29 protein-coding genes and 2 pseudogenes are annotated in these 25,848 nt (G+C 39.9%); all 31 read right to left on the reverse strand.

Going from position 1 to position 25,848, the window contains the following annotated elements:
* Positions 1-4: 4 nt before the first annotated feature.
* Complete coding sequence (locus JCM14108_RS09480) at positions 5-301, reverse strand: hypothetical protein (protein ID WP_035180473.1); 297 nt, start codon at positions 299-301, stop codon at positions 5-7.
* Between the two features lie 14 nt (positions 302-315).
* A complete protein-coding gene (locus JCM14108_RS15405; RefSeq protein ID WP_235807051.1) occupies positions 316-951 on the reverse strand; it encodes a type II toxin-antitoxin system death-on-curing family toxin in 636 nt (211 codons plus the stop codon).
* A 362-nt stretch (positions 952-1,313) separates the two neighbouring features.
* Positions 1,314-1,580, reverse strand: coding sequence for a hemolysin XhlA family protein (locus tag JCM14108_RS09490; RefSeq protein WP_035180475.1), 267 nt, complete (start codon positions 1,578-1,580; stop codon positions 1,314-1,316).
* Positions 1,581-1,582: 2 nt separating this feature from the next.
* A pseudogene (locus JCM14108_RS09495) lies at positions 1,583-2,382 on the reverse strand (GH25 family lysozyme).
* A 2-nt stretch (positions 2,383-2,384) separates the two neighbouring features.
* Positions 2,385-2,897, reverse strand: coding sequence for a phage holin, LLH family (locus tag JCM14108_RS09500; protein ID WP_035180477.1), 513 nt, complete (start codon positions 2,895-2,897; stop codon positions 2,385-2,387).
* Positions 2,898-5,569: 2,672 nt separating this feature from the next.
* The gene (locus JCM14108_RS09505) at positions 5,570-6,700 is read right to left on the reverse strand and encodes an NHL repeat-containing protein (protein ID WP_035180480.1); all 1,131 of its coding nucleotides are present in this window, start codon (positions 6,698-6,700) and stop codon (positions 5,570-5,572) included.
* Between the two features lie 6 nt (positions 6,701-6,706).
* Positions 6,707-7,021, reverse strand: coding sequence for a hypothetical protein (locus JCM14108_RS09510; RefSeq protein ID WP_035180482.1), 315 nt, complete (start codon positions 7,019-7,021; stop codon positions 6,707-6,709).
* Positions 7,015-7,875 carry a hypothetical protein gene (locus tag JCM14108_RS09515; protein ID WP_035180483.1) on the reverse strand — a complete coding sequence of 287 codons (861 nt, stop codon included), beginning with the start codon at positions 7,873-7,875 and terminating at the stop codon, positions 7,015-7,017. The genes JCM14108_RS09510 and JCM14108_RS09515 overlap by 7 nt, the downstream gene beginning before the upstream one ends.
* A 2-nt stretch (positions 7,876-7,877) precedes the next feature.
* Positions 7,878-8,498 carry a hypothetical protein gene (locus JCM14108_RS09520; protein WP_035180485.1) on the reverse strand — a complete coding sequence of 207 codons (621 nt, stop codon included), beginning with the start codon at positions 8,496-8,498 and terminating at the stop codon, positions 7,878-7,880.
* Complete coding sequence (locus JCM14108_RS09525) at positions 8,491-9,492, reverse strand: baseplate J/gp47 family protein (protein WP_237745790.1); 1,002 nt, start codon at positions 9,490-9,492, stop codon at positions 8,491-8,493. The genes JCM14108_RS09520 and JCM14108_RS09525 overlap by 8 nt, the downstream gene beginning before the upstream one ends.
* Entirely contained in the window at positions 9,489-9,641 is a 153-nt protein-coding gene (locus JCM14108_RS15410) for a hypothetical protein (RefSeq protein ID WP_237745791.1), read from the reverse strand. Before JCM14108_RS15410 ends, JCM14108_RS09525 begins: the two co-directional genes overlap by 4 nt.
* A complete protein-coding gene (locus JCM14108_RS09530; protein WP_035180487.1) occupies positions 9,634-9,999 on the reverse strand; it encodes a DUF2634 domain-containing protein in 366 nt (121 codons plus the stop codon). The genes JCM14108_RS15410 and JCM14108_RS09530 overlap by 8 nt, the downstream gene beginning before the upstream one ends.
* Positions 10,000-10,008: 9 nt before the next feature.
* Positions 10,009-10,425, reverse strand: coding sequence for a hypothetical protein (locus JCM14108_RS09535; RefSeq protein ID WP_035180489.1), 417 nt, complete (start codon positions 10,423-10,425; stop codon positions 10,009-10,011).
* On the reverse strand, positions 10,425-10,934 hold the full coding sequence (locus tag JCM14108_RS15415) for a hypothetical protein (RefSeq protein WP_237745792.1): 510 nt from the start codon (positions 10,932-10,934) through the stop codon (positions 10,425-10,427). Before JCM14108_RS15415 ends, JCM14108_RS09535 begins: the two co-directional genes overlap by 1 nt.
* 115 nt (positions 10,935-11,049) lie before the next feature.
* A complete protein-coding gene (locus JCM14108_RS15420; protein ID WP_237745793.1) occupies positions 11,050-11,655 on the reverse strand; it encodes a hypothetical protein in 606 nt (201 codons plus the stop codon).
* Entirely contained in the window at positions 11,652-12,128 is a 477-nt protein-coding gene (locus JCM14108_RS09545; RefSeq protein WP_035180491.1) for a phage baseplate plug family protein, read from the reverse strand. The genes JCM14108_RS15420 and JCM14108_RS09545 overlap by 4 nt, the downstream gene beginning before the upstream one ends.
* 12 nt (positions 12,129-12,140) lie before the next feature.
* Complete coding sequence (locus JCM14108_RS09550; protein ID WP_035180493.1) at positions 12,141-14,126, reverse strand: LysM peptidoglycan-binding domain-containing protein; 1,986 nt, start codon at positions 14,124-14,126, stop codon at positions 12,141-12,143.
* On the reverse strand, positions 14,126-14,629 hold the full coding sequence (locus JCM14108_RS09555; protein ID WP_035180495.1) for a hypothetical protein: 504 nt from the start codon (positions 14,627-14,629) through the stop codon (positions 14,126-14,128). The genes JCM14108_RS09550 and JCM14108_RS09555 overlap by 1 nt, the downstream gene beginning before the upstream one ends.
* Positions 14,630-14,644: 15 nt before the next feature.
* Positions 14,645-14,716, reverse strand: a pseudogene (locus JCM14108_RS16120) (hypothetical protein); the annotation flags it as partial.
* A gap of 44 nt (positions 14,717-14,760) precedes the next feature.
* A complete protein-coding gene (locus JCM14108_RS09560) occupies positions 14,761-18,762 on the reverse strand; it encodes a peptidoglycan DD-metalloendopeptidase family protein (protein ID WP_035180496.1) in 4,002 nt (1,333 codons plus the stop codon).
* Positions 18,759-20,165 carry a phage tail tape measure protein gene (locus tag JCM14108_RS09565; protein WP_035180497.1) on the reverse strand — a complete coding sequence of 469 codons (1,407 nt, stop codon included), beginning with the start codon at positions 20,163-20,165 and terminating at the stop codon, positions 18,759-18,761. Before JCM14108_RS09565 ends, JCM14108_RS09560 begins: the two co-directional genes overlap by 4 nt.
* A 207-nt stretch (positions 20,166-20,372) precedes the next feature.
* Positions 20,373-20,762 (reverse strand): hypothetical protein, encoded by a 390-nt coding sequence (locus JCM14108_RS09575; protein ID WP_035180502.1) that lies wholly within the window; start codon positions 20,760-20,762, stop codon positions 20,373-20,375.
* A 33-nt stretch (positions 20,763-20,795) separates the two neighbouring features.
* A complete protein-coding gene (locus JCM14108_RS09580) occupies positions 20,796-21,206 on the reverse strand; it encodes a hypothetical protein (RefSeq protein WP_035180504.1) in 411 nt (136 codons plus the stop codon).
* Positions 21,207-21,220: 14 nt separating this feature from the next.
* Positions 21,221-22,006 (reverse strand): DUF3383 family protein, encoded by a 786-nt coding sequence (locus JCM14108_RS09585; protein WP_035180506.1) that lies wholly within the window; start codon positions 22,004-22,006, stop codon positions 21,221-21,223.
* A gap of 75 nt (positions 22,007-22,081) precedes the next feature.
* A complete protein-coding gene (locus JCM14108_RS09590) occupies positions 22,082-22,936 on the reverse strand; it encodes a fibronectin type III domain-containing protein (RefSeq protein WP_035180508.1) in 855 nt (284 codons plus the stop codon).
* Between the two features lie 80 nt (positions 22,937-23,016).
* On the reverse strand, positions 23,017-23,817 hold the full coding sequence (locus JCM14108_RS09595; protein ID WP_035180511.1) for an Ig-like domain-containing protein: 801 nt from the start codon (positions 23,815-23,817) through the stop codon (positions 23,017-23,019).
* 18 nt (positions 23,818-23,835) lie between these two features.
* Positions 23,836-24,324, reverse strand: coding sequence for a phage neck terminator protein (locus JCM14108_RS09600; protein ID WP_035180512.1), 489 nt, complete (start codon positions 24,322-24,324; stop codon positions 23,836-23,838).
* Positions 24,257-24,727, reverse strand: a complete 471-nt coding sequence (locus JCM14108_RS09605; protein WP_035180513.1) for a hypothetical protein — start codon at positions 24,725-24,727, stop codon at positions 24,257-24,259. Before JCM14108_RS09605 ends, JCM14108_RS09600 begins: the two co-directional genes overlap by 68 nt.
* Positions 24,724-25,245 carry a hypothetical protein gene (locus JCM14108_RS09610; RefSeq protein ID WP_235807050.1) on the reverse strand — a complete coding sequence of 174 codons (522 nt, stop codon included), beginning with the start codon at positions 25,243-25,245 and terminating at the stop codon, positions 24,724-24,726. The genes JCM14108_RS09605 and JCM14108_RS09610 overlap by 4 nt, the downstream gene beginning before the upstream one ends.
* Complete coding sequence (locus JCM14108_RS09615) at positions 25,238-25,582, reverse strand: hypothetical protein (protein ID WP_035180519.1); 345 nt, start codon at positions 25,580-25,582, stop codon at positions 25,238-25,240. Before JCM14108_RS09615 ends, JCM14108_RS09610 begins: the two co-directional genes overlap by 8 nt.
* Before the next feature lie 11 nt (positions 25,583-25,593).
* Positions 25,594-25,797, reverse strand: coding sequence for a LysM peptidoglycan-binding domain-containing protein (locus tag JCM14108_RS09620; protein ID WP_035180521.1), 204 nt, complete (start codon positions 25,795-25,797; stop codon positions 25,594-25,596).
* Positions 25,798-25,848 lie beyond the last annotated feature (51 nt).

Consider the following 25,848-nt stretch of genomic DNA (forward strand, 5'->3'; position numbering starts at 1 on the left):
TTAATTAAACTCTGGAAAGCATCTCTATTGTTTTCTGAACATTCTTATCTTGGAGTGTTCTTTTTATTGTTGCTTGTGTAAATTTATTAAGTTTTGTTGAATCAAGTTGGCTCATTTTCTTAACTGCTTCATTATTTACACTCATTGCTGTCATGCGTTTTTGAATACTCTGAATATCTTTATCAGCAAAAGCGCTAGATATTTTCAACGGCTTATAATTATTTAGTTTATAAGAATTGAACTTGTTTAAAGATTGCAGAGCGCCTTCGTTAAGACTTAAACCACTTATTGACTTTTTCAATTACAAATCCCTCCTTAATTATCTTCCAGAATATCTTCTAATGTTTTATAGTCCACATAGATATGTTCAAGTATAAAGTCTTTTAACTGATGTTCAGATATTTTCTTGTTTGCTACATCTAAAGTTATATCATAAAGCTTTTTAGGGGCCAACATATCAAGATTATAAAAATTTATTCTTAAAAAACTAAGTGCTGACAAAAAGGCAGTTCTCTTATTGCCATTATTAAACAATTGCTTTGTAGCAATGGCATACCATAAATAAGCTGCCTTATCAGTAATTGTTGGATGCAACTCATAATTAAATACCACCTGATTTACCGTGCCGATAACCTGTTCTAACCCTGCCCTATCTTTTAATCCGTAAAGCCATTCTTCTTTTAAAATCATCTTTTCTGCTCTTTCATTTAATTCGATGAAGTCTTCTAATTTCAAATTTGTTTGCGGGAAAGGCAAAACCATAGAATTTTGGATTATCCGGTCTTCAGATAATAAAGAAAGCATGTACCCCTTACCTTTTTTGCCAATTATTAATTGCATACCATTTTTATCATCATTAATATTTAGAGTATGCCTCATTGCTAGCAAAAACTCATCTACTTCTTCATTATTGCCACCATTTGACATTAAAAGGTAACCATCAGTATCCAATAAAATTTCCTCCATACTGGTAATAGGTTATTGTTAGTATAATATCATAATTTATAAATTAAAAACAAAAAGCCCACCCCGAATTAACGAGATGGACTTCTTTTGTATCTATGTGGACATGACCAAATATGTAGAGGCAAAGCATACAAGCCGGCTACAACACATGCAGCTTATGTTTTTAATAAAATAACACAGCTTTGTATGTCTTACTCACCCTCAATTACCTGTAATAATAAACCATAGTTTACAGAATGTAAACTCATTTCGTTGATTTTTGTAAACCTATAAAACAAAAAGCCCACCCCGAATTAACGAGATGGACTTTTTGGCATTTATTCTGTTCCGCCGATAATCTTAACATTTTAGAAGAATTTTTCAAGCACATAAATGCCTAACGGAACAACAATCCCAACAACAATTACCCCAATTTCCCAGTAAAGAATGGTTTTTAAATTACTAATATCACTGGCATTGGCTTTAATGTTGTCCGCGTTGGTTTGCGATAACTGTAACGCCTTCTCGGCTTTATCATCAGCACTGTTAAGATTATCCATTTTTGTTTCTAGACGGGCTAAGCGCTCGTTAATTTCCATAAGAGTTTCGGTAACGTTAATTTCATTTTGAGGCATGCCTATCCCGCCTTTTTAATAAATTTAATGAATGCTTTATTGGTCGTAAAATAGCCGATAGGCGTCTTTAGCCGCGTGACTTTGCCATATTTAACCGGGGTGCCATAGATTCGGCTGCCTTTGCGTAAACGAACGTACCGTTTGGATTTTCCCGCCAGATCATTATAAGCATGAATTTGACCAATGCGGACTTCGTATAGACCCGGAGTTTGATAGTAGCTAGGCTTGGCCACCGTCGTGGTGCCGGATAGTGAACCATCGAAGTCCAGTGAAGCATCAACCCATAGAAATTATCCGTGTACTGCCAAGCATTCGCGTTAGCCACTCCCGGCGCATAATTATTATAGGCAGCAACCCAAATATGCTTGTCGACTAATGCCGACCGATTAATTCGACCGGCATTAAACCAGGACGCTGAACCGTAGGTGATCACATTACGGTAGCCGTGGTTGATTAAATACTTCAAGAAAACATTTACCTGGGCTGTTGTATAAGTGGGCAGATCGCTGGCTTCTACATCAATAGCCAAGACGGTAGATTTATCCAACCCAAATTCCTTAACCCACGCCAGGAAATATTGAGCTTCGGCGGTGCCGTAACCGTGAAAAAAGTGGTACACCCCGACTGCCTTAAAGGTCTTTAAACCATTTGTGATTTGGGCACTCGCCTTACGGTTAAGGTAATCAGTGCCTTCCGTAAGTTTCACAATAGCAAATTTAGCGCCTTGTTTCTTCTTAGTCTGCATAAAGGATAAAGAGCTGGCCTGATAGGCTGAAATATCAATTCCACGTGGATAGGTCATAACTATCCCTCCTTCACTTGCGCATCAGTAGCCGAGGCTTGTGCCGGCTTTTCGGAGCTTGTCGTTGGAGCAGATGCCGCTACGCTAGTTGTCGCTTTGGCTGATGCTGAACTAGTGGGTGCCGCACTGGTTGCTGGCTCATCAGGATCTGGTAACCCGGTTGTTTGTGGGGCGTGATTATCGTAACCCAGTTTTTTAAATTGCTGATAAGCGGCCTCAACCAGTGACGAAACAATTTCTGGTGTCACCCAGGTAAAGCCAAGCTGGTGAGCAAATTGGGTCACTTCTTGAATGGCTGCCTTTTGCCGGTCCGATTTAGACAGCCCCACTAATGTAGCCATCTTAATGACTGTCTGTAAGGCGTATTGGGTCAACTGATTCAACTGCTTATCTTTGATATGAGTTTTTAAATATGGAGCCAACTGTTTGATGGCCAAAGCGACCAGCGTCCCTAAGGCTGCTAAGATGCCGGTACTTTCCAACCAATTAAAAACATCTGAAATTTGATTAAACATCATAATTCCTCCTTAATTTTGAGCAAAAGAAAAGCACCTATCTAATATAGATAAGCGCTCATGTGTAAATAAATTCGTTAGTAGAGTTTTAGGTAAAAGGTTAGAAATAAAATAATAAACCTCAAAACTCATTGCAACACTTTCTTCAAATAAAATCAGCTGTTCTATTAAAAAAAAGGTAAAACAATTAGCACCCAACCTTACGATTAGGTGCTAATTGCAACGTTATTGCTTAGGTAATTATTATGAAATATTCTTAGAAGGACATTTCTCTTGGGTGCGAATAGTAACTTTAGGGGGCACTACTATTCACACAACTGCAGTATAACACTGATTAAAGAAAAAGTACTAATTAAATAATTAGTACTTTACACATATTGATATCATTGAAAGAACTTTCACTACGATGCACTCAAGCATTAAAAGTATTTTAACACTCAAACAATATAAATCAAGTACCTACTCTAAATAAAAACACCCATCTTTGGGATAGGTGGACAACATATGCATATATATTAAGGGGTATATATGAATAAGAATGAGAAATATACTTTCAGGGAATATATTTTCACATGCAGGCAACTGTCACAAAAACCTTGCCTATAATTAATTATAACACATTTTAAATAAAAAGCACCGATTGGTTACACCATAGTAAGCTGACAGCGAAAGCAACAATAACTATACACTCGTTAAATTAATTATCTTAACAAACTAATTCAATGCTAACTTAAAAATAGCATCTATAAAAATAGATGCTATTTAGAATTCACATGTTGGGGCATGTGAATTCGAAAATATGAATATAATTTGGAGTAATACATTCCAGAGAGGGGAATATATTAACATTATGAATAGCTCTGTTCAGGGAATACTATTCACACCTTTTATTTTAACACATTTATAAAATACAAGCACCCATTAAAATGAGTGCTTGTATTTGTGGTGCACAATATAAAAATGGAGTTTTTATATTACCTGTATGAATAACATGTTTTAAACACATTATCCATGCATGAATTATAACACTTTTTTTTAAAGGTTCCTTGATTTACTTCATATTGTGTAAATAATTCTTAACAATTAACACTCATATAAAAAGATCACCATTAATTGCAATATAATTACAATCAATGATGAACATTACAAGATTCCCAATGGATCGACAGTTTTTCCGCACTGTCAACAAAATCATTATAGTCCCATTTTTTATTCCAGTGTCTTAAAAGGGTCCTCAAACTATTAAGATAATTAAATCTTAAAGAGATGATCCCTGTAATTTCATCAACAGTCAGTGTACGACAAAATTCAAAACAAAAGCGTTCATCCAGAGACAAACGTCAATTAAGAGAAATACTTTTGTAAGTTGATTTGTCAATATCGTCAGATAATTAATTCTCTTAACAAGGTTATTATATCACATAGCAAAAAGCCTATCACTAAAACTTCAACAAATAGTTGTGAAGGATATTATTTCAGGTTGAAATAAGATTTAGGAGAACCCTAAGTTGGAAGATTTTAATAATAGGCTGTTTTGAAAAACATGAAAACTTCACAGTAGATTTCTACTGATAAACCTAATTATAATCTTTATTGTAAAAAATAAAAGGGTGCTTCTCACCTTTTCATAAAATTAAAGAAAGATTAGCAGCATTCACTAATAATTCTTTCCCGACCAAGAAGCTTCATAATTCATAGTCGCCTTTGAATTATAAAGTTAAAACAAGAACATCTACTTTAACTGTAGATGCTCCTCCCTGTGTTTGCAAAATGTAGACTAGTAGCTGTTTAGCAAAACTACTAATCTAATTACATTATAAACATTTTAAGGTAAATGTGAACTACTTGTCTAGAATGACTGAGCTTCTGGGAACAAAAATATACAGCATCCATTAAAAAGACAGGTGCTGTATGTCATAAAACATTTAGAGAAATATATTTGAGGGGAGATATTTCTCACGAGGCCTGAATAGTATCCTAGGGGATTTACTATTCATTAGAGACATTGTAACACCTTTCAAAAGATGTGCACGCATAAAATGACAATTAATAATTCAAGCCAGATCTCCTAAATTATCCAACATTTTTCTAGCTTAATTATTGCTGTGTTATTAAACCGACTGTTTGCTCATTTGAACCAGAAATTAATGGGATCGCAACAATTTGTCCAAGACTGGTCACTGTTATTTGACACAAAGCTTTTTCATTAACCATTGTCGTCAAAATAGCATTCCCATCCCAGTCATATTTAATTAGATTTTTGAGTAGAAAGCCCCTTCAAACAATCTTTAAATAAAAGTGCTCATCAATAGATTAGCACTAATAAATTGTAAGATAACAGATCATAGCTGACAACTACAACCTCTCTTTATTATACACATATCTAACTTTTTTAACAGTCTAAATATTAATTAGGTCGTAAAATAAAGTTAGTAAAATATAAGGACGAAAGGCTAAATTAATTATAGTGTTTTTCATAAATAAAAGCACCTACTCTGCAATAGGTGCTAGTTCATATATTGGAGTATATGAATATGCTTCTAGGAAATATATTTTAAGAAAATATATCCTTTGGGGGTATAAGTAGTAACTTTTGGGGCGCTACTACCTACACACAGCATTATAGCACATCCCTCACAAAAAATAATACTAAAATACGGTTATTGTTCTGCTTATTTTACGGACGGAACCCCGCTGACATCTTTACCAACGCTTAACGCGGTGACATCCTGTGTTGTGTCACCGTTAATAGTATATGGCGGTATAACATAAATAATGCCCTTAGAATCCATATTCGCCCTAGCACCTTTGGCATTAACGGTTTCTGAAACCCATACACTGGCACCGTCCCAGTCACATTTTTGAATATTAGTTTGGTTATCGGTGCTATTACACCACAAAAAATGAATAAATCCACCCCGATCAAAAAACATATCCAGACATCGAGCCTTGTTAGGCGCAGGATAATTTTTATCAAGTTGACCATTTTCACTATCGAGAGTAAATCTAAAAAGTGAACCACCGACACCAGATCCTTGTGTTGAGACATACCCAAACCCATTACAGATAATCATTGCTGTCGGCATCGAAGTTAAGGTGAAACTCCATTCCGATCTAGTTGCCAATTTGGGGGAATATTTAATAATCCCATCTTGTGATGCACCACCAGTATATAAATCCATACCAATATAGATATTATCATCTGCATCAATCGCCACAGCTTCCCCGATTGCACTACTCAAACCCATTTGAGCTTTATAATTACCATCTTTATCATAGTAATAAGCAAAAATGTTAGAACCAGTACCGACAACAACAATGCCATTTTCGGAATCTATGGCAATTCGATTAGGTACAAAATCACTATCAGGATATTGTTTTCCCCAAACGACTTTATTTGTATCCACTTTAGCCAAATCAAATTTAGCTACAATGCCGGCAATAGCTAGAATAATGTTCCCCGCATGATCGGTTTCAATCTGCCCACTGGGTAAGTAACTAGTGGTGGGGCCGGTAAAACTGATCACTGGTGCTTCCAAAGTTTTATTATCGATAATCTTTGAGACACATAAATTGCCATTTTTATCTGTCGTTAGAATATAAACACTGCCATCAACGACCGTAGAATCTAACCACAAATTCCCATTACCATTGCCATTCAATTCGTCAATATTATGAGTAGCGGTATCCGTACTTCTAATATCTAACGGAAAAATGCGTTTACCATTTCTAGCTAGACCTTTTAATTTTTTACCATTGCGTGCAATTCCCCAAACCAACTTACTATTATGAATAATCCCCATTTACTATCACTCCCATGTAAAGTATGAACTTGTATCATTCTTAGAATCTGAAAGCGCACTGTCTTGCGTATTAGCACTGGATGGTTTAATCATAGAACCAACTTTGTCCAGGGTTGCCACATCTTTACCATTTTTTTGCAACTTACCAGTAAAGTTGGCGTCTTGATCCAATTTAGCAACATCATCCGGTACTGATCGAACAGCATGCCAGTTTGTCCAATGTTGGCCACTTGGGTATGTGCGTTGGTAAATCGTATCCGGAATTGCTTCGGTAACCGCCAATTGAACCAGATCTGCACCATCATTAATCGTTCTTACCATATAACCGTTGTTAGCATCAGGTAAACCCTCTGTGCCTTTTGGCAAGCGTACCCAAGCGGTTGATCCGTCTTGGGCATCAGCCGTCTCTTTGGAATCCTGGGGCTGTTGTGCGGTTGCGTGATATACAGTTTGCCGTCAGATTTATTAACTGGCGCCGTATCAAATGTTTTGATACCAGTGACTTCTTCGTCGCCTGACCTATGCACAACTTTGCTGTCGTCTGCTGGAACATAAGTCTGACTATTGACCGTAATGGTGCCATCCCTGTTGTCAGTTACCTTGGTATCAATATCTTTTGCTAAACCATAATCATTGCCATCTTTATCAACCGGATCTTGATTAAACGTTTTAAGGCCATCAATTGTTTCATTGCCAACCAAATGAACAACCGAACTGTTAAGTGAGTAACCATCATTGCTAGTATTAAAAATAACTTTATCAGCATCGGAGAATCCAATATTGAATTTGTACATATAAGATACTGGTGTACTTCCAGAAAAAGCCGGAATCGTGTCCGGTAAGTTGGTTGATGTCGCAACCGCAATTAACTGTGATGTCCCATTTGTACTATCACTTCCCCAAATGCCGAATACCCACGCTTTATAATCATTTTTGACATCCGTATTATCAAGAACTGACGAAATAACTAGTGTACTATCAGTGCTATCAAAGCCATTAGCCTGAATGGTTTGGACAACATTATTGATTGACGTCATTGTTGTAATATCTGTTGATGACGATAATTGCGTATCACTGACTTCAATTTTATCAATTGAAAGTGACGACTTGTCCGAGATAATCTTAGCTAGTAATACGTTACCATTATTGGTCATTTTAGCTAAATCATAAGCCATAACTAGTTGCCTCCTGTAATATTAATTGTTTTAATTAGATTGGATTGAACACCCACACCAATATATTCCGGAAGATCGGCAGTATCCATGAATGCCACCGACTTAACCGTCACCCCATTCAGCGTTGCCGATGACAGCCGGTCCATTAATACTTTCAAAGACTGGTTAGATGTAATTAATTCAGTTGGCAATTGGTCAATATCAACAACTTGCGGCTCACCAACCATTTTAGAACCATCCCAGTAATAATCATTCTTGACTTTTACTCCTGATGTCTGAGGATCAATGCTTAGAGCATTACAGACAATGTTAATGATGTCGTTTATGGTACCGCCTGAATGGGCCGCTAAAATTTTGGTTTTCAGAATAAATCGGTAAGCGTCATCGGTGGCTCCATACCGTGGTTGGTGAATATCATCACCAATCTCATCCAATTGTTCCCCAACGGCCTCATCAATTACCCAAGCACTATGAATGCTTTCAAAGCCATTGTCCAACCACAACTGAAAATCTGTTAAGACACGAATAACTGTATTAACATTGGTTCCTTCCCCAACAGCCATGCCACGATCAAACATCTTGAATATTTCGGGGTAAAGGTCATTATATGTCGTGTTATACATAGTCAACCTCCACATTGTTATCATCGATCGTTGGAATTTCAAAAGCTGTTAAATTGATATTATCAGTACTTAATTTGCTCTTATCGGTTCCAATTGTGATGTCCGCATAATTAACTCCGTCAATTGCATAGATGTTAGAAAAGAATTGATTGGTGACAACCGTTTCGCCCATCTGTAAGCTTTCAATATAGCCTTCAACAGCTGCTTTAATATCATCAGTGCCTTCACTTTGGTCAAAACTGTCAGTTACGGTTGCTGAAACTTTAACATAGATCGGTGTTTCCGTTGGTCGATCAAAGTAGATTACTTGCGTAGTGCCGGAATCATCAATCACATTAACACTTTTACTGCCGACAAGGGCAATGCCACCTCCGCCAGAGGTTAACAGCGTATTAGCAATATCGTTATCAGTGCCGCCTTGAACATAATAATGCACCGTTTTGGGCGGATTGCCATATGAGTCGTTGGCAGTCGCTGAACTATTGTAGACACTTTTGACTGCCGTAACCCCTTGGGTATTCATTAAAGCCGTATAGATGCCATTAATCGTTCCCGACTCATTGGAATTCGAAGCCAGCAGCAGCCGGTTGCGGTAATCCAAATCAGTTTCCATATCTTGACCACCAGTGGCCGCATCAGTATTGGTAACCGTATCAATTTCTTCGACCGGTGACTGTTGGTTAACAATCGTTCCGGCATCCACATTATATTGAGCACCTAGTTCACTTGATACAACGATTGTTGAACCCATCCCATTCGCATCTAACTGGCAGTCATCAACACTATAGAACTCATTCCCATTGTCATCCATAAACACCGTTCCAGTGGGAACCACATACCCAGCCGTTCCGGTAAACGTTAAGGCGGTACTGGCTGCTTCCGCTTGTTTACGCATCAACGAATAGTTACCACCAATTCGATCAAGATTTACTCCCGTCGCCTGCTGAATATAGCCCGAATCATGAACATTCTCCCCGTTTTGGTCAATGTTCACGCAATTTGGGCCATGACTCTTGCCAAGGTTCCCCAGAACGATCTGGGTGATACGTTTGTATCTTCGCCGTTCTCTTTCCGAATAAAGCCTTGAATGGTGTCCAAAGCGTCATCATATTCCAATGGAGAATAGCCATTCTCATCAATCACTTAAATCACCTGTTTCCCAGTCAAATTCTTTTAGCTGATTGTTGACCTCAATGGTAATGCCCACATTCAAGTTACGACCAATTTGTTTGAATTCTACATCATGAACATCATCAATCCTGGGATCTTCAAGCAAGCAATCTCTAATTTCAGCAGTAACAAATTGTTCTTGCTTCATGCTGCCCACAACTGCATCCCAATCTAATCCTTCATCAGTGTCCAGATACCAGCCACCTTTGCGAGTATTCAAAGCAATTTTGCACGATTGAGCAATTTCATCCATGCCTTCAACAGTTGTAACATTGCCATATTCATCTTGTTCAAAATCGCCATGATCATTTACATAAATATCCGATGCCATTTAGATCACCTACTTCAAGTCGATTTTGCCAACAATCACGCCGTCATTTTTATCATGCATACGTTCACTATCAATTTTAAAGACGTTATTTCCTTTAGCATTGGATGTGTCTCGGTCTTCAAATACGACCACCACCACATCGCCTACCTGATAATTAACTGTCATTTCTGCATAAAAAGGTGAAAAGTCATGAGAATCACCAATATCATCATGATATTTAATCTTAATCGGAATGAAAGATGCTTGAAGACTTAAAAGCTGTGGTCGTTTAGTCCCATCGGTATAAAGTGCTAATGGTTGAACATTATAAGTCTTATCTGAGTTAACCTTAACAATCTTACAGCGCATCGCAATACTCATATCGCTTATGATTTCATTCTTATAAGTTTGGAAGAATTCCTCCATGTAATCTCGATTTTCAGCCATTATTTTTTACGCCTACTTTTCTGTTTAGCTTTCAACTTTTTACGATTAGCAGCATCGAGCTTGGCTTTAGCTTTCTTATCCTTGCTTTTAGCCTTCTTAGTCGATGCAGCTGTCTTCTTTTTGTATTTGGTATAATCAACTACGTCCAAGGTCGAAACACCTGAGTCGTCGGTTATCGCTGATGTACCACTCTCTATTAGAACCCACCCCGTTAAGGTTGTACTCTCAATATGAAAGATATACCCGACAGCAAATTGAGGGCGGAACAAAGCTGTGACTTGGTAATGTTGTAAACCGTCATCCGAGTCATCCTGGGCTTCTGGTTCTGCCAACAAACCGGTTGAATATTCCAGATAGAATTGCGATTTTTTGTTTTTGGAATAATCAACGATTTCAAGCCGGCCGTGAGGATAAGAGACGGGTGTTTTGCATTGAGATGCAATACTCTTAATTGCGGCCATCGGTTTAGATTTCGCGGTATACCCTTTGGTAAACTTCTTGTCATACACGAGTTTGAGCTTGTAAATTTTAATGCCGGCTTTCTTAGCTATCTTTTTGATGATCGACGATCCCCTGGTGTTTTTGGCGAAAGACAACGGCTTATATTTGGTTGTCTTGGTTACCTTAGCTTGGCAGTTTTATCAGCTTCTGTTTGACATATTCCTGACGCTTCTTTTTAGCAAAAGCATTTTTCTTGGTTGTAATCGTATGACTATATGCCCGTAGTTGTTTGCTAGTAGCATTCGGGTGATTGTCAATATATTTGCGCCGAATAGCATTCATTTTGCTGTTATAGGCCGTTATTGACTGATCAAGCGTTTTTTGAGCTGATACAGCTCGTGAAGAGGTTGTCTTGATCTTAACCTCAGGAATCTTATCATAATTGCTGCCATCAGTGATCGTAATTGTGGTGGTCTTCCCTGACTCGTCAATTGTGGACGGGGTCGGCGTTGCTAACGTGCCTTCCATGATAATTCCAACGTCATTATATAGACCTGTTTCGCTGTACCAGCCGCCGTACACGCGGGCATTAACTCCCTTAGTTAGATACTTAATATCTTCGGTTGGCAAATTCATGATGGAAACTTGGGTGGTCTCCCTACTGCCTGATTGATAAGAAGCCTCGATGTCCATTGATACGTTGTAAGGAATCTTGGCATAGCTCTTTAAAGTCAGTTTCCCTTTCTTACCATCGACTTCCAATCGCCGATATAGCCTTACCAACTTCATAGATTATCACTCCAATCATTTGGCAGGGCATACTCATTACTGTCATCTGACGGCTCATCTTCAATCAGCGAACTACCAGTGTCATCATCCAGCAAGTCAGAGTTGTCCGTATCATTCTCATCAACATCAGCATTGCTTGGGTTCTCAATATCCGGATCCAAATCATCGTAATATAGAAACACTGATGTTTGAAAATTATCAATGCTGACTTTATTTTCGACACCCGATTCATCAAAAGGAACAATTCTATCCGCTGGAAGATTAACGTCATTAATATTCCATAAAGGCATACCGTAAACCAGCTTCTCGCCAGTAATCAAGGGCGTGTCGTCAGCATCATATAAATTAAAATAAATGTTGTCAAAACGGTCACGATAGTAAAATTCAATTGTGAAATTCTCGGCTCCCGATGTAAACACACAATAATTTGGCATATCACTGGTATCAATCACCAATTTGTCATGTAAGCTCATGATTTTGCCTCCCTATTTAACCCTTAGTTTGACGCCCACCGGAATAGAGCGATCCGGATACTTATTCCACTTGCGTAACTGCGAGACACTTACGTTATATTTGAGAGAAAATTTATAATAAGTATCACCAGATTTAGTAGTGACTGTTTTAACCGAACTCTTACTGCTATTCTGCTTATGGCCGCTGCCTGATTTTTTCTTCGCCTTTCCCTTATTTTTAGAAGCATTTTTCTTCTTTTTGACGTTGGAATCAGCCCAATCAACCTTTTGGAGAGTAATCGACAATGGAACTTGGTTATCCACATCGGTATCATGTGGTTTATCAATTGCCGAAATAATTGAATGAGCAAAAGACGTTTGACCGTGTAATTCAACTTCGGCCGTGTTTTCAGCCCATTTCCTTACACGTTCAAACTTTTTAACCAACGTTGGCACATCGCCAACTTCCCCGATCAAAGCACCACCAATAGCGATACTTTCCGTTCCTGCCTGCGTCACAGTATTAATCGGAGTGTGCTTAATAACTGCTGTTTCATTAACATTGACGGTTTCGGAAAAGTCTTCACTGTCAGGCCATAAAACAGCATAACTTTCCTTACTTCCTGGATTAAAAGGCGTTATCCAGGTCACATCCTTACCACCGGTTTCAGCCATTACAGCTGCCGAAATCGCTTTTTTCAAAATCGCCCGCTGAAGTAACTTTTCTGCTGCTAAACTTGGCTTAGCCTTTTTGGCCTTCGATAGTTTGCTTTTAGCTGATGTCTCAGTCTTTTTGGCTTTTGTAAGAGCCTTCTTTTGCGAAGCCAGTGTTTTTTCAGCAGCAGCGATCTGCTTAGCTAACGCTTTCTTTTTACTTCCTGTGGCTTTGGCATATTCTTTCTTAAGTGCCGTCAACTTTTTATTAGTCGCTGTGACTTTCTTTTGAGCCGCCGTCACAGCTTTAGTGGCTGATTTAACTTTAGCTGTATCTTTAGTCACTGCTTGAGCTGTCTGCTGGTATTTTTGATAGTCACTTTTAGCACTGTTGTACGCAGACTGGGCATCAGCTAGAGACTTTTTAAGACGGTTCAAATCATCAAGCTTAGTATTTGTAGATGAATCAGCTGTGACCGTTGGAATTGAGAATAAATAATTAATCGCGTTAGACCCATTGTTGTTATTGTTAAACGTTACGAGAATTGCACTCCCGGTTGAATAAATGCCTTCTGGTTCATTGTCGCCATATTTCATACCATAACTGTCCGTATTATAGGTTTTAACAAATTCTTGTGTATTTGTCTCAACGTTATAGCAGCCCACTGTTGCTGGATCACTATTGGAGCTATAGGCACCGCTTTGCCAAAATACATACGGATAGCTGAGTGATTGTGATTGCCATGTCTGTTCACCAATCGTGAAACCCATTGTCGAAATACTGATTGTGTTCTTGGGTGATGATAAGTTGCCGGGATCACAAATACAGTAACTATCGGCCGTCGTATAGCCAACCAGATTGTTATTGGTATCGTAGTTAACTCGGAGCAAGCCTTCTGAATTAAATAGTGATGTTAGTGAACTAGCCGCTATCGTTTGACCAGCCTGGTATGGAAACTTGCTAATCTGATAGCCATCATGTTTAACGACCGCCCAGATATTGCCTGAACCATCAACCCCAAATGAGGAGCCATGACCCCCGTCGGTAATCGTCATTTTAGAAACATATTTCATTGAACTGTCCATCATCTGATAAACCGTATCTGATCCAGAAGCATATGAGATCAGATAGCCGCCATTATAGGGGACCGTATATTGAGAACCGATATAGGGTGACTTGCCGACAGTATACTGAGCTAGCAAGCTATGAGATGATTCATCAATACTTAATCTTTTGCCGTCTGCGACATCATTTAAGCTCTTTAGATAATCATTATTGGCTTGATCATATGCCGCCTGAACGCTCTCTAAAATAGAAAGGGCCGAATTGTAGGCACTTTTTACCACATCTGCCGCTGTTGTCATTATGCTGTCCCCCTTTCACGTGTTGCCATTTTTTGGCCAAACATAGCTTGGACTTGTTCTTTAACCGCCTTAGAAATGTCATTGGCTACTTTGGCTCCAGCGTTTTTATCATTAGCATTAACCGTGATGTTCATGTTGAGGTTAACCGTAACGTTATTGGCTCCTTTAGCATCATGCTTAGGCTGATTTGGCAGTCCTTTGAGCGGATTATAATTTTTCAGGTTTTCCAGAAGTGCTTTGTGCATCTTCTTAATTGATTCATTGCTGAACACAGAGCTTGATACCTTGCTTCGGGCACCAATTGCCGATGCAATCAAGCCATCGGCATTAGGCTTCTTAGGATTAATAGCAACTTCGGGGTCCTTTTCACCATAAATGTTTAATTTATTCTTAGTTGACCAGCCACCATTGTTATGAAGTAAAGCTGCAACTTTGACAGCATCTGCAACATGTTCGCCCGTATGGCCACCCCGTTCCCATTCACTTGAGAATTTAGCTGCCAAGCTTGATACCGAACCCTTACCACGAAGAACACTTTTAAGGATTGAGCTATTGGAACTGTCGCCGTTAAGCGCAAAGCCGATCTGTGCGCCCGCATTCTTCCATGAGGCACCGTGTTTCTTGGCATATGCTTTTAAGGCTGTAAATCTGCCTTATACCACTGCCCCAGTCCAGAAGCACCAATACTGTTTTGTATTCCTGGGTTTAAACCTGATTCAAGTAGCCAGTTACCAAGAACCGCTTCAATACCTTTTTTTGTTGCGGATGGATAGGCTGACTTAATAGCGTCATAAAGTGTTTTAGCCCTTGATGCGATGCTGCCACTCAGTCCTAGCGAACCGATATTGCTTGCTCTTAAGTGTTTCTTGACCCACTTGAGTTGTGGGGCAATCTCTTTTGATACAAGCTTTGATAATGCAGACGAAGCTTGTTTGTTCTTCTTGGCTGCTTTTTTAGCTTTGGTAGATCTCATTTTAGTGACGTCAAACCAGCCACTAGTGGAATCAGGATTGTTACTAAACGGATTATGCTTTGAAACTCCAATATGAACATGAGTTCCAGCAGGCCCAAGTGCAGCAATCTTTTGCCCAGCATTAACGTCATCACCAACACTCACGTAGGTATGGGCACCCGAATTGTTCTTGCCGTTGAACTCTTGATAGATAACATAGTATCCGTCTGCAGACTTAGTAACCATGTTTTGACCAATTCCACTAGAGCCTCCCCAACCATTTGGTGCTCCACCAGATCGAATAACTTTACCAGGATGAACTGCATGGACAACATGGCCTCCAGAGAAATCGACACCATCATGGATTGATAGGCCTCCGGCGACAGGCCCACGATAACCAAATCCTGACGAAACGCCAAAACCATTGCCAGGGTTATGAAGCCACGTACCACTACCATAAGTACCGGAACCTTCTGAGCTTCTTGCGTTGTCCATTTGATGCCATACTTCTGTAGACCAAGGATCCCCGTATTTAGTTGTTGCACGTTTGCTTAATCCTTTGATGGCATTTCCAAGAACTGTATTTGATTTTGAAATTTTTGATGAAAATTCATTTGAAAAAGCTTTGTTTGGATGAGCATTATTCTTGCTGATGATTTTATTAAGCTCACTATGAGATACGCCGGAGCCTTTAGCAAAGTGCTGAATGCCCATTAAACGTCCTAATTTTTGGGTCTGGGATCCATTAAGGACTCTGTCACGTTTCTTTAAGGGGATCATCCTATCATTTCCATGCGGAATTAATAGAGAATTATTACGAATAATAGATTCTTGACGTGGACCAGACTTGGCATCATTCACAATTGCCAGTTGATCATTAGGAAGCTCTCCGTTTGAGCCTTTAGCATAGTGAATGGCATTAATAACGGAACTATTACCGCCAAATTGTCCAAGAACTTTATCAATACCCTTGATGCCACCGTTCAATTGATGAACAGTGTTTGACATTGCTGAATGTGCGTAATTATCCATCTTACCAAGTGCATGGCCGAAGCCAATTGCCGTCGCTTTACCACTTGAAATTACACCAGACTGCATTTGGTTAACTTGTTTCTGAACACCCTTCTGTATACTGTTATACGTTGAAATAGCTTGATTCTTAGACTTAGTCGTGTAGTGTTTAGTATCACTACTGATATTGCGCCACCTCGACGTATTGCCTTTGTCAAATTGGCGCAATTGCTTGTATGAACCTTTTTGCAATTGATCATAATCGATAACAGTTTGCTTTTGAGTCTTACCGGTATATTTAGCAGTTGACTTGTGAATACTTGACCACTTGGAGTTGCTTGATTTACTGAACTTAGACAATTGCTTAGATGAACCAGATTGAAGATCACTATAATCTTTAATAGTCTTTTTGCTTACTCTTTTAGCAGCTTTCAATGACTTATTTGAAGATGCGGTAAGCTTAGTATTCCCGGTAGCATAACCAGGCAACGCTTGACCATAATTGCCAGTAAGAACACGTTTGGTGTCCTTAGCATTAAGAATCTTCTCTCCAGCCTTAACCCTTGTTATTTGAGGACCATTAGCGCCCAACAAACGCGCTTTGCGACCCATTACGGTATACGCAAGCTCAGGTTCCCCGCTTTCACCAATAAGTGCCATATGTGTATGTGTTGATGCATTACGAGTACCCAAAGCGTTAGCAGCAAACACATTCCCAGGTAGTCTGGAAGCATCAGTACTTGCTGTTCGCTTACTCTTCTTGGGATTCTTTTTACCATTCTTCATTTGGGAAAGAAGCGAATTCATCTTTTCAAGTTCGGGTGTTAAATTGCTTGCCATAGCTTTGGTACCAAGATGACCAAGCTTCGTTAAACCACCCCAAAGATTACCCCACCAATCACCAAACCGGCTCCAAATGCCCTTCATTTTTCCTGTCCAGGTATTCATTTGCTTAAGGTTGCCTTTAACCATTGCTGAAGTCTTTTGAACAACTTTTTCATGCATGGTTTCAGCACTATCGATAGTTTTATTCTTAGTGGTCCGAGCAGCGCTGATTGTTTTATCACGTTGGCTGCGAGCGTTGGCAATGATCTTATCATGCTGTTTCTTGCTGATTGAATGGGTTACATAATATTCCTTGTCAGCCGCATTACGAACAGAATTGTACTTCTTATTAGCAGCACTTTTGGCAGATTTATAGGTCTTATTTGCAGAATTAACAGTTGACTTCATCGTTTTGTATGAAGACCTAATAATCGAGCGAGCTTGTGACTGAGAAAGTTTCGAAGTCCGGTTCTTTAATCGGCCGTAAATAATGGTTTCTTTGTTGGTATTATTAGTAAGTAGCCTGGATACTGCCCGATTGGTTGCTGAAATAGCAGCTTCACGGCCTTTACCACCGTTTCTTTCACTTCGGGTCAGTTTACTAATGCCTTTAGAAGCATTTGAATACCGCTTACTCCAGTACTTATTGTCTGATTTTTCCATAGAAGCAGCTTGCTTCTTGGTAATAACGCCTTCTTTAAGCAGCATCTGAACGCGCTTGTTAGATGATAACTTTTCGGAATTTGTATAAGATTTTAAACCTCTGCGCATATTGCCATAAACATTTCGGTTAATCTTCGATCCGGTTCCTTTAGAAACAGTTGCCCAATTCTGATTAGCCTTATTAAAAGAAGAAGTAAATGATTTAAGCTCTCTCTTACCAGATTTATCCAACCCTAATGATGTAGCTTTCTTTGCATGTTTTGTTTTTGAATCATCCGGAACCATCATGCCGTAAATATCAGTGCTGTAGCCTTTATGATGAATAATCCGCTTTTCTGCTGAATTCTGTCGATCACCATTTCCAGTCCAGACTTGATTAGTTCTATAAGGATTAGACTGATGCTTCTTGTCAACTTCATTGAGATTTTTAACATATTTACTACCAGCAATACTCTTAGCAATCGAACCACCAACAGATGAGCCAATCATAGCAACTAATGGATTACCACCACTCAATGCAAGGCCAATCCCAGCACCAACAGCGTTACCGCCGGCTTGCCACATTTGACTGCCGCCTTGTTTGCTGTCAACACCCTTCTTAAAGGCACTTACAGCATGGCCACCAATTTGAAGGCCAATAGTGGCATATGACATCCCTTTGAGTAATCGATCACTACTCAAAGAACTAGTCATGGCACCTAATCTTGATTGTGCAAAATGAGTGCTCCCGGAACGTGTTGAACTAAGTGGCACTCTTCTTCCAGCAACTCTTGAGCCAACTTCAGCCTGTTCAATATCACTAACTGCCGAAACAGCACGTGAAGTCATAGAAGCACGCGATTTACTGCTTCCCATACCAAGCATGCGTCCAGATAATCCAAGGAGGCCCTTACTAACTTTTAAGCCTCCCCATACTCCTGCAAATGCTGCAGCATAACCGGCTGCTTTCTTGATTGGCGAAGGCAGGCCAATTAAAACTTTGAGGAATTTATTGGCAACACCTAGCGCTTTGGTGAATAGAGGTAGAACTGTTTTGGTGAATCCCATTCCCATAACATTAAGATATTGCTTAAATACATCAATCTGGTTTTTCCATGATGCCATATTCTTTTTAGCCAGTGAAGCAATATAACCATTCTTCCCATACTTTTGAGCCCGACTGACCTGTCCAGTTAGCGATCTCAATTGTTTGGTATTGTTGGCAAGGATAAGCCTGATTCTTGACCAGTCGTCCCAAAGAACATGTGGAAAACATTAAATTTTTCAGCCGAACTCATCCCAGCAGTTGCTTTCTTAAGAACGTCCATATTATCGGCAAGTGTCTTAACTTGTCCATTAGCTTTCTGAAAATCAGAAGGCTTTAGGTTTAGAGCCGACATAATCTGTCCTTGTTGAGATTTCATAGTTGTATTGGGAGCTGCGAAAGCATTCATAACCTTACGTAGCCCAGTACCAGCGATAGATCCATCTTGTCCATTATTAGAAAGAACCCCCACTCCCGCAACAGTTCTAGCAAGTCCTTGGTTAGAACTATGGGCAGTAGCACCAACATAGCGTAAGGCATTCCCCATGCCTTCAAAATTTGTTGCCGTTAAATCTGACCCATAAGCCATTTCATTAAGAACTTTCTTGGTATAAGCGGCCATCTTTTTCCTAGAATTACCGGCCTTGGCTTTATAGCCGAATTGCTCAAGTGTTGGTGCCCCATAATTAACAACTGAATTATAGGGATCCCCAGAAGCTCTTGCGGCTTGTAAGAAGTATTTATGTGATGCTAACTCCTGTTTACCGTTATAGCCTCGACGAATAAGTTCTTCGCCGCCCTTGGCCATATCTGTAGGCGAAACGCCATATTGCAACGCAAAACGATTGTTTTCTTTCTGCATTGCCGCAGTTTCACGCTTGGATTGAGAAGTGGATTCGCCACCAGTCTTTAGCAAGTTTTTAATGGTGATGTATTTATTTTGTAAATTCGTAGCCTCATTGGCTGATTTAAGAAAGGCACCACCAATTATTCCAGCACCAATTGCAATCTGAGAACTAATATTCACAAAATCATTACCCGCATCATACAAACTTCTGAATGACTTGGTTGTTTTGTGGCCACTCTTAGAGATCCGGTCAAGGGACATTTTTCCCCGATTACCGAGCCTTTCAATCCGCGTCCTTGTATGGTCAACATCAGCACTAGTTTGTTTAAGATTTGTTTTTACTTTAAGCTTTGCCTCTTTAGGCAGATGCTTTATTGAATTTCGAGCTTCCTTAGAAGTATCAGAAAAAGCCTTGCTGATTTGTTTCGCAGATTCACGATAACTGTCAGCAAGGCTTTTGTAACGATTACTTATTTGGTCTGCATCACTAGTTAGCCTATCAGACATTTTTTTTGATTTAGAAATTAAGCTGTCATATTTATCCTCAAACTTAGTTAATCCCTGAACCGACATGCGATTGCCAAAATGGGAAAGCTGATTATTAGCTTCCCGACTAGATCTGATAAGTCGATCCATTTTGTCATTCGCACGATCAATCGCATCCATATTTTCTGACACAACTCGGAAACCAACCTTGGCACTTCTTGCGTAACCCATAGCTAGAATCCTCCTCGCATTTGTGACTGGACTTCCATGCGCTTAGAAATCGCCCATTTAAAGACAGACAGTTCATCAGCATTCATATATTTAATTGGCCGAGGCAAACCGCTTTCTAATCCGTTATAAATATAGGCATTCCAGCCAATCGATTGAGACGATGAATTATTAATTAATGCCTCAAGATCTGTCTTGCGAATGAAGTGATTAGTCAAGTTCCTGCATAAGAAACCGGTCGGCTTCTGCGCAGACCTTCATAAGACCAGAATGATTTTCCCAGAACTTCCAACTCATTTTTTCCGGTTTACCACCAACAATGGGCGTACCGATAAGCGGATTAAGTCCCAGATCATCATTGCCGTTAATAAAGGCATCCCAGTAGGCATGACGACCAACATCTGTCAAATCAATAAACTTAACAGCATTCTCTACACCTGGAAAATTGAAGGGATATTTAATGTTTTGCTTGGTCTTTTTATCCCAAAGGGTTACATAACCAACAATCATCCCGTTTTTTTCAGTTCGAACTAGTTTAGGCTCTTTAATCGGTTCTTCAGTCGCTTTAGCAGTAGGCTTAGTATTAATTTCTTCAGTCATAAGAAAACTCCTTTGTTATTTAATTCCACCTGGTTACGATTCGGTAATTGGATCAACTTGCAATACAGAAGCTTTGAATACCACGGAAACGCTTGGATATTCAGCGTTCAAAGTTGTATCAACTGGGCGCGTAATGCGGGCACTATCGGTATGAAAGTGAGCAAAACTCGAGGTTACGGATACGGGAACACCGGTTAGGTTATTTGCCAAGTCAATCAAATGGGCATAGTTGGCTGCATTAGGATCTATACTGAACGTAAAGGTTCCAGAGTGATCATGATTAATGGCCGATTTACCATTACCATTATTATCCACAGAATCAGTAACGTTATCGTTATTCCAAGCCACCGCGACTTTATCACCCGTACCAAAATCAGTGAACGGAAGTCCATCAATCTGAACTACTACTTCCCACGGGTCAAATGTATGTTGAGTAAGTTGCATTTTGAATTTCCTCCTTATAGGTCGATTTCACCAGAAATATAAACATCATCAATGGCATCTGCTGGATGATACTGCCAAAATAAACCACGATAAATACGTTGGGCTACGTCAGCGTCTTTCATATCTTCACGAGGCAAGGCAGTCACCAAATAGTCTGGTTTACCATTATCTTTTTCACCAATGCCACCGTTTTTGTAAAGCTGGTCAAACACTGATTCAACACCTGATTTAAGCAAATTAATACCTGTATTGTTAAAGGCAATTTTAGGATTTTTAGCCATGATCTTAGTCAGGGCTTTATTGCTGTGCTTAATGATGTAGTCACGGCCAAGCAAGATGTCGAGATAATAACCGCCAAGCATCTTACCATCACGGACAATAGGTAATCCTTGTGCATAGTAGTAAGTGTTGATATTGCCTTCCGTATAAGGCTCTAGTTGATCTTGCTGGAAAGATAACTGATCTTGTGGCAAGACACTATCAGCCAAATCAGATGTGTTCGCCACATCAAAGCTGCCAACCGCCAGGTTGCCTACTGCACCCACAACACCAGATGATAAGACATTGGCATGATCATCGTCAGTATTTGCCTTAAATGCAGCGGTACTTTGGTTGGTTGCATATTGGGCAGTATCAGAAATATCATCAACGTCAACAAGTAGAATTCCTGTATTCTGAGCCTCAATATAATTTGAAAGAGCTGGAATCTTGTCTTTATCAATTCCGACTGGAATTAAATATTCATCCCCGGAGTTATAGAACTTCTTAACTGCGGAAATTAAGTTATTTGAATCTGACATAACTTTTCCCTCCTAAAAAAAGAGCTTCACGATTTAATCGTGAAACTCTAAATATAAACCTGATTATTTAATAAACTATTTAGCCGCTGATGAAGCCGGTGCTGCGGCACTCGATGCTGGGGCGGCTGCTGAACTTGAACCAGAACCAGAAGCGGAACTAGCAGCTGACGAACCGGCACTTGAAGCGGAACTAGCCGGCGCAGTTACTGTAATTGGCACTGCAATTGTTTGCTCCGTTTCATTTGGATTTGTCACATCTAGTTCAGTATTGCCAGCCTTGACACCAGTTAAATCAAATCGACCGTTTAGTTTATAATCAACTGTTGCGATCGTAGTATCTTTCACAGAAAATGTGCCACCATTGGTTGGGACAGGTGAAATATTAGTTGTTGCCGTTTGACCAACTTCAACATTAACATTTTCAGGAGAAGCAACTAATGGGGTAACCACTGGTGTTACATGGTCGCTTGCTCCGGTTTTGTTGTAATCAGATTCGCCAGCACTATTAACTGCCGTTACACCAATCGTATATTCATTACCATTAGTGAGGTTAGGAATTGTCACGGTTAATTTATCTGGCGTGGTACTTAGAGTAGCTTCAGCCGGCCAATTGTCGGTACGATTTTTTACATAAAAATTATAGCCTGTAATTGCTTCTTTATCAGCGTTAGCACTTGGCGTAACCACAGCCGTTGCTTGTGAATCACCCGCCGTCACTTTAATTGTGGGGGCTGTCGGAACAACTTGTGGCGTCGTAACTTTGCCCAAATCTGTTCCAAATTTAGTCGGGTCTTGACCGGCATACGCCGCGACAAAATCATAATCAGAGGCGGGTGTTAAACCATTAAACGTGACACCGCCAGTCTCGCCATCAACCAATTTTTTAGTTAAATCAGCTTTTGCATAGCCATCAAACTTTGGATCAGCCATTCTTATTAGCCTTCTTTCATTTTAAATCGTAATGGACTGAATCACTTGTAATGGTAGGATCACCATTTGCCTGCGGCGAATTACTTACTCGCCACAGTAACATCGCTGGTTGCCGTAAAGCCACCATCTTCAGTAGTTGCTGTGATTTGTGTTGATCCTTCTTTAACATAGGTAACCTTACCAGTATCATCAACAGACGCAATTTTCGAATCAGCCGATGTAAAGTTAACCTTGCTGTCAGTAGCATTGTCTGGCTTTACGATTGCCGTTAATTGATCAGTCCCGCCGACAGTCCCAGACAATGTGGTTTTATCAAGCGATACGCCAGTGACTGGATTAGCATTAGCAGCAACCGTAACATTAGTAGTTGCTGTAATATCATCATTAACCCCGGTTTTAAAAGTGATAGTAGCATGACCGGCGGCTTTAAAAGTGACGGTGAAAGTTCCATCATTGTTAGGTGATACCGTTACTACTGACGTGTCGCCCGACGATGCCGAGACATTCTTTTCAGTGGCAGTCGCTGGCAATACAGTCGTTGCCAACTTAGCGGTGCCACCGACAATCCCACTAAGAGTAGCTTGGTCAACAGTCAAACTCGTTGGTGATACATAGTTACCAGCCGGAACGGCCGTGACAACTAAGATAGCTTCTGGTGGGTTAGGGCCGTTGAAGACCGCTTCTGCGTGTTTATAAAGTAAACTGTCTTGGTCATAATCGTCACCAACGGATTGCAAATCATTGTATCGGATTTGTGTGGCTTCGGTTGCGTCTGGGTCTTCAATCAAATACTTAGGTACTTGGTCGCCTAAATCCTTAACCGCCGTGATAACTTTGACACTGGTATGAACTGGGCCAAGTGGCTCGTTTGTAATAGGCATTATGATTCCTCCTAATTTTTAATTTCGTGTGATATTAATATTGTTATAACTAATTGAATCAATAGATGGCTGATCACTCTCAAAGTTTCGTTCAACTCGAATGTGTAAATCAAATCCATATTGCTGTTCGGAATTGTTAATCCCAATAGCGCTTCTGTCTTGCGGGTCAAGTACGCCCACAATAATGATGCCTTGTCGCTTGACCTGATAATGAACTTCTGGATCACGCAAGTTAGCCTGTAGGTTATCCATAATGTCCAATGCTTGCTCCTGAGCGGACGAATGGACAGTGATAGATATATTTGTATCCACTGGCTCATGCATGGGGTACAAGTGCTGTACTGGCGTTGAAATGGTTCCCGATGGATGAACAACAATAAATGGCAACGTCGACTTATAGCCTAACGTGTAATCAGCAATAACGTGCTGCTCGTCAAGATTAGTCAAAGAACGAACTGTCTGTCGAATGATTGCCGTCGTTTGTTCCCAATTTGTCGTTCGCTTCATTGTCGCTGTTCACCTCCTGATCATTAGACCGCAGATAGTATATACTGGCGTCTGACATGCCATAATAATTATCTTGACCAACTACCTGTAGGTATTCCCACTGGGTATCATCAGTGCCGGTTTTAATACCAACAACCGTCCCAAATGGGACACTCTGTAGCGAATACCATTCGTGACTACAGTTAATGCTCTTGCCATCGGCGGTCAGGATCACTTGGTTAGCATTGGCATTGGGACTAACTGGGACAATGGGTTCACTGATGTCATTATAGGGCTGTTTGCGGAAATCAGTTGGTAAAAATTCTCCGGTTAGTGTTATTCCGCCGTCTTTGTATGAGGTATTCCGATAAACTCTGATTGGAATCCCATAACGCTTAATCAAACTCTTTTTTATAAACTTCAAATTTCCACCACCTTAAAATCAATTGAACTATGCAACGCACCAGTATCAACAAGTGGATCATCTTTACCCTTATTCTCAATCGTTAATGGAGCATTATGAGGCAACGTCTTGAGCACAATTTCGTCCTTAATTCGTTGCTTTATTAATAAGCCCACTTCTTCATACAATTCTCGCGCAGTCATTCGACCGTTAAAAATAGCACTTAGGCCATCTTCAACGGTTTCTTGTATCTTAGACATCCCCATATCAATGCCGTCTCGCAAAAATGAACGTTCGGGTATCTTCACATGCTTGAGTCTACGAAACGTACCGTCTTTCATCGGAACGACAAGATAAGGACCGTTCTTGGGATATATTTCTGCGCCAAATTCATTAACGGTGGCGATCATTTGTAGGAATGCTAGAGATTTATTCCCAACCGGCACCATGACCCCAACTTCCACTCGGTATCGATTGAGGGATCGCAGTTCCTCCTTAATCTTAGGGAAGTTATTGTCGTCAGAAAATAGCTCAGCCAAGTTTAACCCTCCATCCGCTGTACCCATATCGGCTTAATAACTCATTCAGGAGCTTCTCCCATTGATTAACTGCGTTCCCATTGTATTCGGTATGCAAATCTTTAAGGTTATCTACTAGAATGCCCTTACCAAGGTCAGAATTAATCCAAATGAGCGACAATACCTTCATTTTCACCGCTTGTGTCCAAACAAAGCTGTCATTAATGGGAATATTTAACGGCTTAATCAGTCCATAAGCAATGTCAATCAAATCATTAAGTGTATCATCACTTACATCAACGTCAGATAATCGTTTAACGCCCGCGATAATAGTACTTCGATTGAATGGAGAATCCATATTGTCACCTTCTACTTAGTAGCTTTCGAGATAAGAATATCTTTGCCGGGAGTCAAGTTCGATTGTGGATAAATACGGTTAATGATTGCTAATTTACGAGTAGTCGTGTTATTAGCAGTGGCAATTGCCCATAACTCATCGCCGTTTTGAACCGGATAATAAACATTCCCGTTTTTGGAATAGTTCTTGGATGTATCAATTTGATCAGGAAACATGTTGAATCCTCCTTTACTTCAAATCATAATGAACTGAATTGCTAGTTACGA

Origin of the sequence: Lentilactobacillus farraginis DSM 18382 = JCM 14108 (assembly GCF_000583655.1) — a bacterium.
GTDB lineage: Bacteria > Bacillota > Bacilli > Lactobacillales > Lactobacillaceae > Lentilactobacillus > Lentilactobacillus farraginis.